Source organism: Marinobacter sp. CH_CUG1437-1, assembly GCF_037029655.1.
Classification (GTDB): domain Bacteria; phylum Pseudomonadota; class Gammaproteobacteria; order Pseudomonadales; family Oleiphilaceae; genus Marinobacter; species Marinobacter salsuginis.
In genome coordinates this window covers 145,074-158,287 of sequence record NZ_JAYMEW010000006.1, presented here as the reverse complement: position 1 = coordinate 158,287, position 13,214 = coordinate 145,074, and the positions used below count along the sequence as shown (strand labels likewise).

The following is a 13,214-nucleotide window of genomic DNA, read 5'->3' as shown; positions in this document are numbered from 1 at the left end:
TTTATGACTGAAGCTGTCAGCGAGAACTCGGAGGTGACGGTTCTGCTTGTGGACGATAACCCGCAGAACCTCAAAGTCCTCTATGAGACCCTGAAAGACAAAGGTTACCGGCTGCTCATTGCCAACGAAGGCGAAAAGGCCCTCGACCTTGCCCACCGCCATCAGCCCGAAGTGATTCTCCTTGATATCATGATGCCGGAGATGGACGGCTATGAAGTCTGCGAGCGCCTCAAGGCGGATCCCCAGACGGCGGACTGCGCCGTTGTTTTCCTGTCCGCGCTGGATGATCTTCAGGCGAAGGTGAAAGGCTTCTCCCTGGGAGGCGCCGACTACATCTCCAAGCCCTTCCAGTCCCAGGAAGTGATCGCCCGGGTGAAAACCCACGCCAGCGTGATTCGCCTCGAGAGAGAACTGCAGGCCCGCAATCGCGAGCTACAGAGTGATCAGGCCCGGATTCTCAATTCCATCAGCGAAGGCATCTATGGACTTGATGAGAACGGTATTATCGAATTTGCCAATCCTGCGGCGGCGTCCATTGTCGGCTGTCCGGTGGAGGAGCTGATAGGCCGTAATTTTTTTGAAACCCACTTTGCAACAGCCGGCGACAACCCGGACAGTCTCCCGGTAAAGGCCACCTGTCAGCAGGGCGTCGCCGAGAGCCAGAGGGATATCCGGATGCTGCGGGCCGATGGAACCGGCTTTCCGGCAGAATACCGTTCGACCCCCAAGCTGGACTCTGACGAGCTCCATGGCGCCGTTGTGGTGTTCCGGGATATCAGCGCCGAGCTGGACAACGAAAAGGCGCTGGAAGAGGCCCGGCAACTGGTCCAGGAACAGCGTGATCAACTGGCCCATACCTCGCGTTTGACCACCATGGGTGAAATGGCTGCCGGCGTGGCCCATGAGGTAAACCAGCCGCTGACCGCCATTACCAACTATGCACGCGTCGCCAAACGGATGATGGCAAAGGACAATGCAGACATGAGTCTGCTTCAGGAGACCCTGGACAAGATCGAGGCACAATCCCACCGGGCCAGTGAAATCATTCGTCGCATCCGTCGATTCATGAAAAAGCCGGCCACGGGCAAGGAAGTGCTGTCCGTGCCTGCGTTGCTGGAAGATACCCGGCAGTTTGCCGAAGTGGATATGCGCAACAACAAGGGCGCTATTGAGCTTTCGGTGCCTGAGGACATGCCAGATGTCCTGGCCGACCCGGTCCAGGTGCAGCAGGTGGCGCTCAACCTGATCCGCAATGCCCTGGAGGCCACCAGCAGTATTGACTCCAGCGCGCCGGTCGAGGTGAGCGCGAGTGTGAAGGGTGATACCTGTGTGCGGATCCAGGTGCGCGACCATGGTATTGGTCTTTCGGAAGATGCGGAAGAGAAGTTGTTCCTGCCGTTCTTTACCACCAAGGACGAGGGGATGGGGATTGGCCTGTCAACGTGCCGCTCCCTCATACAGGCCCAGGGTGGCGACATCGGTTTTGAGCGACCAGAAGATGGCGGCGCCTGCTTCTACTTTACACTGCCCGTTGCCGGCGCCCAGGGTTCTCCCTGCGCACCGGAAACTGATTCCTCCCACGCCTAGAGCCAGTCGATGCGCCCGGTCAAATGGGGCGCATCGCCTTTGGCGTTCAATACTTGATAGTCCCAGCCTTTTTCTCCCGTTTGCCAGTTCAGTTGGGCCGTGCCTGGCAGAAGCAGGGGTTTCTTGAACTGACAACTGACGCTCAGAGCGCCACCTTTCCAGCCTTCCTGTCGTTCCAGTAGTGCCAGTGCGTGGGCCTTGGTCCACATCCCATGGGCGATTGCCCTCGGAAAACCGAATGCCCTGGCACTCAGGGCGTGCATATGGATCGGATTGGTGTCACCGGATACACGGGCGTATTGCCGGCCAATGGACTCCGGGGCCTTCAGGTTCTCTGTGTTCGGATAATGCTCGAGTTGCGGCGGCGCCTTTTTCCCGGAAGGTTTACTATCACTATCCGGTTGCCGGAATAGCGTCGTACTAACTTCCTCCCACACCAGTCTGCCCGCCGAGCGTGCCTCGGTAATCAGATCGAACTCCACTCCCCGGTTACTTTTTACGGTATTGCCGAGGCTCACCTTGAGATCCAGGTTTTCTCCGGTGCCGATCGGTCGGTGCTGGGTGATGGTATTGCGCAGGTGTACCAGGCCAAGCAGCGGGAGGGGAAAGTTTTTCTCTGTCAGCAACTTCAGGTGCAGGGGAAAAGCCAGCACGTGCGGCCAGGTAACCGGCAAGTGACTGCGAGCCTCGAAACCGCACACCCGCTGGTAGCGCTTCAGGTTGTTTCCGGCGGTACTGATACCCAGGAGGCTTGCCGAGAGATCCGGGATACTTATTTCCCCATCCGTTTGCTTCTGCCGTGGGAGCAGTGTTCGGCCATACATCGGTAACAAGGCGGGCGCTTTGTTGTGATAAACGAGGGTCTCTGGCATTGGTATTCTCCTTTACAGTCAGGACCGTGGATCCCGGTATTGCCTGATCAGAACGCTTTGTCGCAAAGGGTATGCTTTTTTTTACATTTTGGTACAACTCGGCGTCTGTGGCCTGATATGCTCTAATATAAGACGATTGTCTAACAGGGAGCGGTTCATAGGCCCCTTGAGTCTGACAAACCTCTGGAGTCTGACAAACCTCTGGAGTCTGGCAAACCTCGCCAGATCAGGCATTGACCCGGCGTGCCCCGGCGTCTGTCGGGAGGGTCACAGTAGTAAACCAATAAAAAGCGGAATCTTATGCAGGAACTTCGTGACGCGGGAGTGATGTTGCGCCTGATTTATGAGGCGATGAAAAAGAAAGGAATCGATACCGATGCCATCTTCACTCGCCTGGGTGTGGATGAGAATTACGTTTATACCGAGCAGCTTCGAACCCCCCACAGCGCCCAGATGTACTTCTGGCAGGCTGTTGAGGACGTTTCCGGCGATCCTGATGTTGGCCTGCACCTTGGGCAACTGCTGCCAGCATACAAGGGGCAGGTGCTGGAGTATCTTTTTCTGAGCAGCCCAACCTTTGGCGAGGGCCTGCGTCGAGCCCAGAACTATCAGCGTCTGCTGAGTGACGCCGCCAACACCGATTTCTTCATTGAGGGTGATGATGCCTGCATGGTGCTGGATGCGGCGTCTGATGACGTTCGCCGCTTGCGACATTTCAATGAATGTTTCGTGCTGGGGTTGATTACCTTTTTCCGTTCGATCACCGATGGCAACTTTTACCCTTCGCGCATTGAGTTCGAGCATGAACGGGCCGAGGGTCAGGACCATGTGCGCGAGGTGCTTGGATGTGACGTCACCTTTGGTGCGCCGCAGAACCGGCTGTACTTTCCTGCAAAACTGCTGTCCCATGCCTCACCTCATGCTGAGCCGGAGTTGCTGGATCTGCACGAGCGGTTTGCCAGCGAACAGGTGGCCCGGCTTGAGAAAAAGGATATCGTTGGCCAGGTGGAGAGGATCGTGGCCGAGCTTCTGGATAGTGGAGAAGTCACCCTGGACGCCGTGGCAGAACGTCTTGGCATCAAGCCGAGAACCCTGCGCACGCGCCTGACAGAGGCTGAGACCAGCTTCAATCAGGTACTCGCGGATTTCCGCTATCGTCTGGCCCGTCAGCTTCTGGCAACGACCGATGAATCCATTGATGAGATTGTTTACCTCACCGGCTTTTCCGAGCCCAGCACCTTCTATCGGGCCTTCAAACGTTGGTCGGGCATGACGCCGATTGAATACCGCAAAACCGCCCAGGGCAAGGACGCCATGGTCGACGCAATGTAACGGAACGCTTTTTCTGAATATTTTTCAGAAAAAGCGTTGACATAACAGGGCGCCTCTTTATAATGCGCCCTCGTTGTCACAGAGCATTCACACCAGTGATTGCAGGGCCTCCAAGAGGTCAGTCGTGACAAACCGCACGGAGCGGTAGTTCAGTTGGTTAGAATACCGGCCTGTCACGCCGGGGGTCGCGGGTTCGAGTCCCGTCCGCTCCGCCATTTTTACCCTTCTTTTGCATTTCCCTGCGCTCTCACGCTTCCCGAGTCACTCTCTGTTTTCCAAAACACGTCTGTGTCATCCTGCTGTCATTCAGGCAATCTATCCTGTCCTTGAAAGTTCAAGAACAGGTCGACCGCTATGCTGGATTACGAAGAAGAATTGATTGAAAGCCAGTTTGAGGAATATGAGGACGATGACGGCTGGGATGACGCCATGGAGCTCTGATTTCAGGAATGCCGGATTCGCTTTCGGTGTTCTCCCGGGCTCAGGTTGAACCATCGCCGATAAGCCTTGTGAAAGGCTGCAGGATTGGCAAAACCAAGAAGCCAGGCAATTTCCGCCAGTGATGTCTCTGTTTCCCGAATATAGTCCCGCGCCAGCTGTTTCCGCGTTTCATCCATAAGTTCCCGGAAGCCGGTTCCCTCGGCAGCCAGTTGTCTCTGAAGTGTCCAGGGTGCCACCCCAAGTTTCATGGCGATGGTTTCCAGGCTGGGCGTCTCGCCCCGGAACAGCGGTGTGAGAAGGTTTTTCACCCGGTCTCCCGTCGTCCACCCCCGTTGGATCTGCTGCAGTTCCCGTGCGCACAGCTCTGTGAGCTTTTCATGCATGGCCGGTTGAGCCTGTTGGCTCGCGCTTTCCCAGATGTCCTGCCGCACGGTGAGGCTGTTCTTTGTTGCTCCGAATTGCACCGGGCAGCGGAACCAGCCTTCGAACAGGTCATCCTGCCCGATGGACCGGTATTCGATGGTAACTCTCTCCAGAACATCGTAGCGGCCGGTCACGGTTCGCAGGAACTGGGTCCAGGCGGCGAGAACGGAATCCACTACGAAATAGTTAAAGCCATTGTACGGGCGAATCGAATAAAACTGCGCCTGCCGAAGGTCTGGTCGAACCGTTGGCACGCCGCGGCTGTTGCGGCTGGTCAGCAGGGCGTAGCGAATCAACGTGCTGATCGCTGCCCCGGCAGTGCTGGCGGTTTCTCCGGCGAGCCCGGCAATGCCGGCGTCGACGGGGCGGGATAATGCACCCATTCTCAACCCCAGGGCCGGGTTGCCAGTCTCATGGATGGCAGCGTGCCCCAGGCGCATGAATCTTGGAATGCTGATCCGTGCTTCAGGCGATGTCAGTGTCTGTTGGTCAAGCTGGAAACGGGATGCCAGTTCGGTACTGTTGGCGCCTTCTGCCTCGGCTGCCCTCATCAGCGCAGATACATAGAGGACACTGATGTCTCCCAGTGAGTTACGGCGTTTGGGTGGGGCGTGCGTGGAGTTGCTCATTAAAGTCTTTGTCAGACATGTTATGCAAGGATAATAAAATGTTATCCTGGGATATTGTCGATGGCAAGGAGCGCGAGTAGTTTAAGGCTCAACAATGAACGGGGCCCTGGCTTTGGGGGAGCCCCGACAAAGATCACGATGAGGAGACCGACTATGACCGCGACCACGACGCCAGGCGTTGCCAAATACCCGAACCTGCTCGAGCCGCTGGATCTTGGTTTTACCAAGCTGCGCAATCGCACCCTGATGGGATCCATGCATACGGGGCTGGAGGAGGCCAAAAATGGCTTCGAACGTCTTGCTGCATTCTATGCCGAGCGTGCCCGCGGTGGCGCTGGTCTGATCGTGACTGGCGGTATTGCCCCGAATGTGGAAGGAGGGGTGTTCCAGCACGCCGCCAAGATGACCACCGAAGAGGAGTCCGACAAGCACCGGATTATCACCGACGCCGTCCATGCAGCCGATGGCAAGATCTGCATGCAGATTCTCCATGCTGGCCGTTATGCCTACTCTCCGGAGCTGGTAGCGCCTTCCGCCATCCAGGCACCGATCAACCCATTCAAGCCCAGGGAGCTGGATGAAGCAGGTATTGAAAAGCAGATCCAGGACTACGCGGATTGCGCCGCACTGGCGCAGCGAGCCGGTTATGATGGCGTTGAGGTCATGGGTTCGGAAGGCTATTTCATCAACCAGTTCATTGTTTCCCACACCAACCACCGCACCGACCGTTGGGGTGGCAGCTACGAAAACCGGATTCGCCTGCCGATCGAAATCGTCCGTCGGGTTCGTGAAAGGGTGGGAGAGAACTTCATCCTGATCTACCGTCTGTCCATGCTGGATCTGATTGAGGACGGCAGCACCTGGGAAGAGGTTGTGCACCTGGCCAAGGAAATCGAGAAGGCGGGTGCGACCATTATCAACACCGGCATCGGCTGGCACGAGGCCCGGGTGCCCACCATTGCCACGTCGGTTCCCCGCGGGGCCTTTACCAAGGTGACGGCGCGCCTGAAAGGGGAGGTGAGCATTCCATTGGTCACCACCAACCGGATCAACATGCCGGACGTGGCCGAAAAGATTCTGGCCGAGGGTGATGCCGATATGGTGTCCATGGCCCGGCCGTTCCTCGCAGATGCCGACCTGGTACTGAAGGCAGCCGAGGACCGCGCTGATGAGATCAACACCTGTATCGGCTGCAACCAGGCCTGTCTTGATCACACCTTCAGCGGCAAGCTGACATCGTGTCTGGTCAATCCCCGCGCCTGTCACGAAACCGAACTGACCTATGTGAAGACCGCTGCGCCCAAGTCTATCGCGGTCGTGGGTGCCGGCCCTGCCGGGTTGGCGTTTGCCACGGTGGCTGCAGAACGCGGCCATAAGGTGACACTGTTCGATGCCGGCAGTGAGATTGGCGGCCAGTTCAATGTTGCCAAGCTGATACCCGGCAAAGAAGAGTTTTACGAGACCTTGCGTTATTTCCGGGTGATGCTCGACAAGCACCAGGTGGATGTCCGGCTGAACACCCGTGTCAGCGCCGAGGATCTCAAGGCCGGCGGCTTTGATGAGGTGATCCTGGCGACCGGCGTCAAGCCGCGTACTCCTGAAATTGAAGGCATCGATCATCCGAAAGTGATCGGTTATCTGGATGCGCTGCTGGAGCGCAAGCCGGTTGGGCAGAAAGTGGCGGTGATTGGTGCCGGTGGTATCGGCTTCGACGTCTCCGAGTTTATCGTCCACAAGGGTACATCGGCCGCTGTCGACACTGATCACTTCATGCGTGAGTGGGGCGTGGATCTGAGTGTGGAGCACCGGGGCGGTATTCAGGGTGTTGAGCCCGAGGTGCCGGAGCCTGCCCGTGAGGTCTACCTGCTGCAGCGTAAAGCATCGAAGGTGGGCAAGAATCTGGGCAAGACCACCGGATGGATTCACCGTACCTCCCTGAAAAACCGCCAGGTACAGATGGTGCCGGGTGTGACCTACCGCAAGATAGACGATGAGGGATTGCACATAACGGTCACGCCGAAAGGCGCAGAGCAGGGCGAAGACCGTGTGCTGCCTGTGGACACCATCATCGTGTGCGCGGGTCAGGAGCCGCTGCGTGAGCTGCAGAGCGATCTGGAGGCTGCTGGCGTGCCGGTACACCTGATTGGTGGTTCGGATGTGGCTGCAGAACTGGATGCCAAGCGGGCGATCAATCAGGGTAGTCGTCTGGCTGCAGAGCTCTGAGCGTAAACACGATCACAAATCGTTGCAGTTTTTCCCTGTGCAGACACGATTGTCTGGCTAGACTAATAGCTTTGGGTCTGACTGCTTGTCCCTTCTATGCTGCCTCAGGATTGTCGGCATAGCAGGGGCGGCATCACGATCAGATGGAACACCTTTCGGGGTTCTGTCGTGTGGTGTCGAATCGACGATTTGTGGAGAGCGTGCAATGGTGTCTGCCGACCAGGCAACCGATGGGTATTCGGCGGTATTTTTTGTGGAAGGGAACCAGGTGGCCCGCGAGATGCGGGCTACCGAATTCGGGGCCTTCCTGGATGGCTATGTAGGGCTGTCCGATCTCGCCGAAACCGAGGTCAGGGCTGTATTGGTTGAGCTGAGTCCTGACCTCAAGGTGCAGGCCCTGGTTTTCTTCAAAATCTGGTTTGATGAGGAAGGTCGGGCAGACAGCCATTGGAACCTACCTATTGAAGAGTTAGCCAGAACAGGCGCCAAAGGGCCTGACATGGGTGGTGGTGCGATCCGGCTGGTTTGCCGGAGTCAATGCCCTGACCCCAAGTTCAAGGAGGATCTCTGGGACCCGGACATGACGCCCGGGAACAACCATTTCCAGGCGATCCGCAAAGCGGTTGAAGCCAACAGCCTGAAATTCCGGAAAGTGGAGCCTGTTCAGGAAGAGAATATTCCGGTTCTGAGCGAACAGGCGGAAGATTCCTCCGAGCGGGAGGAGTCGGCTGCGGCGGCGGATCGCTCCCGTCTGGCGCAACTCATCCGGGAACAGCGCCTTCGGATCAAGACCCTGCAGAGTGTTCACCGCGATGCCCTCTCGGACATCCAGCGCGAACATCGGCTGGAAATCCAGGGTTTACGCAGTGATATTGCCGATCTCGAGCAGAAGTACGAGCGTCAGCGCCTGAGCAATGAGCAGCTCAAAAAGCGCTTGTCGGAGCGAAACGAACAGTACCTCGCCATGCAGGAGCAGATGGCTGCCGTTGGTGAGGAAAAACAGCGCGAGGATTCAAACGCGAGCGCAGAACTCCTGCTGCTCCGGGAACAGCTGGAGCGGCGCCAGCGGGAGCTGGAACTGAGGGACGAGAAAATCGTTGCCCTCGAGGAGGAGAACCACGAGCTGCGCAATCGGGAGCCGCCGGAAGACTCCATCATGGACCACCTCAAACGCCAGTCCGTGTTTCTGGTGGCCTACCAGCCCGGCGTCGGCCATGTGACGCTGCCTTTCAAAGATATTGATACATACTTTAGCAATCCTACCGCCTACGCAGCGGAACGCTGCGGTATGAACGAACCTGCCTATCGGGAGTGGCTCGAGCATTACGAGAACCCCGTCTGTGGCCATGAAAACGAGGACGGCAAGCCGTGTGGCGAGCCCATTCTTCGAATCAGCCAGCCGTCGGAGTTCCGTCCGGGTATTGATGACCGGTGCGAGAAACACCAGGCCTGAGGCCGGAACTTTTTCAGTATCGGGGTGACTTTCGTTAAACTGTACGCCAGATTGTCCCCGGGGTAACGGTTTCGTTCGTCCCCACCGCATTCCGACACCACAGGAAACTTCATGGATCAGTTCAGGAACATTGGTGTGATTGGTCGTATGGGCAGCGTGAAAGTGGTCGAGTCACTGCGCCAGCTCAAACAGTACCTGATCACCAACAACTACCACGTCATTCTTGAGGAAGACACCGCCAGCATGTTGCCCGGGCATGGCCTGCAGGTGGCGAGCAAAAAACTGCTGGGCGAGATCTGTGATCTGGTGATCGTGGTCGGCGGTGATGGCAGTCTTCTGGGCGCCGCCCGTGAGCTGGCCAAGTCCAAGATTCCCCTGCTTGGGGTCAATCGTGGCCGCCTGGGCTTTCTGACCGACATATCGCCCTCCGATCTTGAGGAGCGCCTCGGTAAAGTTCTGGAAGGCGAGTACATGGAGGAGACCCGGTTCCTGCTGGATGGTAACGTGGAGCGTAATGGCCAGCCTCTGGGGTTCGGTACCGCCCTGAATGATGTGGTGCTGCATCCGGGTAAATCCACCCGGATGATTGGTTTCGATCTGTTTATTGACGGTCATTTTGTTTACAGCCAGCGTTCGGATGGCCTGATCGTCTCCACGCCGACCGGGTCTACCGCCTACTCGCTCTCCGCTGGCGGCCCTATCATGCATCCCAAGCTCGATGCCATTGTCCTGGTGCCCATGTTTCCCCACACTCTCAGTAGCCGGCCGATCGTTGTCGATGGCAAGAGTGAGATCAAGCTGGTGATCGGGGAGACCAATGAAACCTATCCGCAAATCAGCTTTGACGGCCAGATGAACATTGCCTGCGCGCCGGGCGATATCATTCGCATCACCAAAAAGCCGTTCAAGATCCGGTTGATTCACCCCACTGACCACAATTTCTACGCCACCTGCCGTGACAAGCTTGGCTGGGCTAGTGAGATTTCAGCGAGTTGATCATGGCTGCAACAAAATCGACCGCAAGTCGCGGTTACGACATCATTGGTGATATTCACGGCTGCGCCCATACCCTGGCCAGATTGCTGGACCAGATGGGCTACCGCAAAGTTAACGGGGTTTATCAGCACCCGCGTCGTCAGGCCATCTTTATCGGCGACATCATTGACCGTGGCCCGCGGATTCGCGAGGCGCTGCACCTTGTGCGGGACATGGTGGAGCATGGTTCGGCGCGCATTGTCATGGGCAATCATGAGTACAATGCCCTGGGCTACTGCACGCGGGCGCGGCCGGGCAGCGGCAAAACCTTCCTGCGTGAGCACAACGCCCGACATAACCGTCTGATCCGGGAAACTCTGGAACAGTTCGAGGCCCATCCATACGAGTGGAATGAGTTTCTCGAGTGGTTCTACACCATACCACTGTTCATCGACGATGAGGATTTCCGTGTTGTACACGCCTGCTGGGACGGCGATCTGATCGAAAAATTCAAACAGGTGCAGGGTGGTGCCTGCATTGATGAGGATTTCCTGCACGCTTCTGCTGCTATTGAGTCCTTTGCCGGGCAGGTTATGGATACCCTTCTGCGCGGAACGGATCTCAGGCTCCCCGAGGGTATGGCCATCACCGGTCGGGACGGCTATGTGCGTGAGTTTTTCCGAACCAAGTTCTGGGCTGACGATCCACACACCTATTCCGATGTTGTCTTTCAGCCAGACCCGCTGCCTCCGGAAGTGGCAAGCCGGGTATTGACCGATGCGGAGCGTAGGCAGCTGATCAGTTATCCCCTGGATGCGCCGCCGGTGTTTGTTGGTCACTACTGGATGGAAGGTGAGCCGGCGCCGCTCAAGCCCAACGTTGCCTGCATTGACTACAGTGCCGTGAAGTATGGCCGGCTGGTGGCCTACCGGATGGATGGCGAGCGGGCACTTTCCCGTGACAAGTTTGTCTGGGTAGATGTGGAAAGGCCGGAACAACCGGACTATCCCACCAGCGAAGACAGTGTCGCGCGCTAAACCATGCGTTTCGGCTGAACCAATCCCGGAGGCGGAGTAAGCGGTGTACCGAGTCAAGCAGTTGGATACCACGGTGAACCTGGCTGGCTTCAGTCGTTGGCTGAGCGGCCAGGGTGTGGCGCACCGGATCACGGAAGAGGGAGGATTCCAGGTGCTCTGGCTGGAAGACCCTGCCCATGCTGAACCCGTGCTTTCCGCCCTGGACCGCTTCATGGCGGAGCCCGAAATCAGGCAAGCTGTGGACCGCCAGAATCGGTCGCCGGTGTTTGTTGGCGGGCGCTGGCAGCCTTCACCGAGGCACGCGCCGCTGGTCCTCGGGATCATTGTCTTTGCCGTGGCCATGGTCTGGCTCACGGCCATGGGTCAGAATGAACTGGCGGCCAGCCTGATGATGATTGACCCCCGGGATTATGATTGGAGTACGTTGGCCGGTCGCATCGACGCGTTAACCGCGACCCTGGCCAGTGGCCAGATCTGGCGACTGCTCACGCCGGATTTTCTGCACTTTAGTTGGACCCATATCATTTTCAACTCCGTGATGCTCTGGTTTCTTGGCAGCCAGATCGAATGGTTCGACGGTCGGGCCAGATTGATCACCCTGTTTGTGATCACGAGCCTGATCTCCAACGGCTTGCAGTATTTCGTGTCCGGACCTCTTTTCGGTGGGCTATCGGGGGTTGTTTATGGGATTCTGGGCTATTGCTGGTTGAGCCAGCGAACGGCACCGCGGTTCCAGTTTCCGCCGGCGCTGGTTACCTTTGCGGTTGCATGGATGGTGATCGGGTTTACGTCGCTCCCGGAAATCATCGGGCTCGGGCGTATGGCAAATGAAGCGCACCTGGGGGGATTTATTGCCGGACTGGCCCTTGCGGTGGTTTTGCCCGTAACACGCAGAAGGGGCGCATAAAAAAGCCCCGCCAGAGGCGGGGCGTTAAAAGAGCTTTTAGCTCCTGATGAGAGAGACCAAATGATACGACCGTCGTCATTTGGTGGGGCAATGATAATCATTATCGTTTGATTCTGTCAAACGATTCCGCCACATTTTTGATGAACGTTTTTTCAGGAGAGCGGGATGACTTACGAAGAACTTATCGAGCGACTGGATCCGAATGTTTACCGGAGTCTCCGGCAGTCCATTGAGCTCGGAAAATGGCCCGATGGCCGCAAGCTGACACCCGAGCAGCGTGAAATCAGCCTGGAAGCAGTGATCTACTACGAAAATCTGCACAACATTCCGGAAGAGGAACGCACCGGCTATCTCGACCGGGGCAGCAAGGCGGGAACTGCCTGTGATCCATCGGTTCGGCGCACCCAGGGCAACGGCGATGTTGATCCCGACCAGTTTGTTGAGGTCAAGTCTTGAGTGAGCTGATTGATGTTGCGGGCCGGCTGCGCAAAATGCCGGTGGAGGCGGGGGAACCTGTGGCGTACTCCATTTCCGTGGGCGACACCCGCATTCCCCTGAATGATCTGATCGGGCGGCCGTTGCGCCTGGATTTCGATGGCGTGATCCGGTGCATTCACTGCGACCGGAAGACCAACAAAAGCTTCAATCAGGGCTTTTGTTACCCCTGCTTCCGCAAACTGGCGGCTTGTGACAGTTGCATCATGAGTCCGGAGAAGTGCCACTATCACCTTGGCACCTGCCGAGAGCCGGAGTGGGGCGAAACCCACTGCATGGTGGAGCATGTGGTGTATCTGGCCAATTCGTCGGGCCTGAAGGTAGGCATTACCCGGGCTTCCCAGGTGCCAACCCGCTGGATAGACCAGGGTGCGGTGGACGCCATCCCGATGGTGCGAGTTGCGACGCGGTACATTGCCGGTCTGGTCGAGGTTGCCTGCAAAACACACGTGGCCGACCGGACGAACTGGCGGGCCATGCTCAAGGGCGACGTTCCCGAGCTGGATCTGGCGAAGGAGCGCCAACGAATGCTTGGACTGATCGCCGCCGATCTTGATGCGCTCCGGAAGACCCACGGTGAGGATTCTATCCGGGCAGTAGACGAAGAGGGCCTTGGTCTGAGCTATCCCGTCCAGATCTGGCCAGAAAAGATCAAAACCCATAACCTCGACAAAACGCCGGAGGTAGAGGGCGTTCTTGAGGGCATCAAAGGGCAGTACCTTATTCTGGATACCGGTGTGATTAACATTCGAAAATTCACCGGCTATGAAGTCCGGTTCCGGGTTTTGGAAGGCTGACAGCGCCTCGCCCGGCCAATTTTTTCACGTCTGTGGGCTATGA

11 protein-coding genes and 1 tRNA gene are annotated in these 13,214 nt (G+C 57.4%); 10 read left to right on the top strand and 2 right to left on the bottom strand.

Annotation, left to right across the window (positions count from 1 at the left end; translation table 11 throughout):
• The first annotated feature begins 3 nt into the window (after positions 1-3).
• Complete coding sequence (locus WA411_RS15870) at positions 4-1,587, top strand: ATP-binding response regulator (protein ID WP_222466422.1); 1,584 nt, start codon at positions 4-6, stop codon at positions 1,585-1,587.
• On the opposite strand, the gene WA411_RS15865 is transcribed toward WA411_RS15870, so the two are convergent.
• Positions 1,584-2,459 (bottom strand): MaoC family dehydratase, encoded by an 876-nt coding sequence (locus WA411_RS15865; RefSeq protein ID WP_291908134.1) that lies wholly within the window; start codon positions 2,457-2,459, stop codon positions 1,584-1,586. The two genes, WA411_RS15870 and WA411_RS15865, sit on opposite strands and share 4 nt — an antisense overlap.
• Positions 2,460-2,759: 300 nt before the next feature.
• On the opposite strand from WA411_RS15865, the gene WA411_RS15860 reads away from it, so the two are divergent.
• Together WA411_RS15860 and WA411_RS15855 are read left to right on the top strand one after the other, a co-directional pair.
• Positions 2,760-3,791, top strand: a complete 1,032-nt coding sequence (locus tag WA411_RS15860) for an AraC family transcriptional regulator (RefSeq protein ID WP_069183863.1) — start codon at positions 2,760-2,762, stop codon at positions 3,789-3,791.
• 138 nt (positions 3,792-3,929) lie between these two features.
• Positions 3,930-4,006 (top strand) — tRNA-Asp (locus WA411_RS15855).
• A 228-nt stretch (positions 4,007-4,234) separates the two neighbouring features.
• Here the strand turns inward: WA411_RS15855 and WA411_RS15850 are convergent.
• Positions 4,235-5,284: an AraC family transcriptional regulator gene (locus WA411_RS15850; protein ID WP_291908132.1), complete on the bottom strand. Its 1,050-nt coding sequence runs from the start codon at positions 5,282-5,284 to the stop codon at positions 4,235-4,237.
• Positions 5,285-5,437: 153 nt separating this feature from the next.
• On the opposite strand from WA411_RS15850, the gene WA411_RS15845 reads away from it, so the two are divergent.
• From WA411_RS15845 to WA411_RS15815, 7 genes are all read left to right on the top strand, one after another.
• Entirely contained in the window at positions 5,438-7,507 is a 2,070-nt protein-coding gene (locus tag WA411_RS15845) for an NADPH-dependent 2,4-dienoyl-CoA reductase (RefSeq protein ID WP_291908130.1), read from the top strand.
• 205 nt (positions 7,508-7,712) lie between these two features.
• A complete protein-coding gene (locus tag WA411_RS15840) occupies positions 7,713-8,960 on the top strand; it encodes a DNA repair protein (protein WP_069183860.1) in 1,248 nt (415 codons plus the stop codon).
• 111 nt (positions 8,961-9,071) lie between these two features.
• Positions 9,072-9,956, top strand: a complete 885-nt coding sequence (locus WA411_RS15835) for an NAD(+) kinase (RefSeq protein ID WP_008170512.1) — start codon at positions 9,072-9,074, stop codon at positions 9,954-9,956.
• A 2-nt stretch (positions 9,957-9,958) separates the two neighbouring features.
• On the top strand, positions 9,959-10,972 hold the full coding sequence (locus tag WA411_RS15830; protein WP_069183859.1) for a metallophosphoesterase: 1,014 nt from the start codon (positions 9,959-9,961) through the stop codon (positions 10,970-10,972).
• A gap of 43 nt (positions 10,973-11,015) precedes the next feature.
• On the top strand, positions 11,016-11,879 hold the full coding sequence (locus WA411_RS15825) for a rhomboid family intramembrane serine protease (RefSeq protein ID WP_291908125.1): 864 nt from the start codon (positions 11,016-11,018) through the stop codon (positions 11,877-11,879).
• 165 nt (positions 11,880-12,044) lie between these two features.
• Entirely contained in the window at positions 12,045-12,335 is a 291-nt protein-coding gene (locus WA411_RS15820) for a YeaC family protein (protein WP_069183857.1), read from the top strand.
• Positions 12,332-13,171, top strand: a complete 840-nt coding sequence (locus WA411_RS15815) for a DUF2797 domain-containing protein (RefSeq protein WP_291908122.1) — start codon at positions 12,332-12,334, stop codon at positions 13,169-13,171. Before WA411_RS15820 ends, WA411_RS15815 begins: the two co-directional genes overlap by 4 nt.
• Positions 13,172-13,214 lie beyond the last annotated feature (43 nt).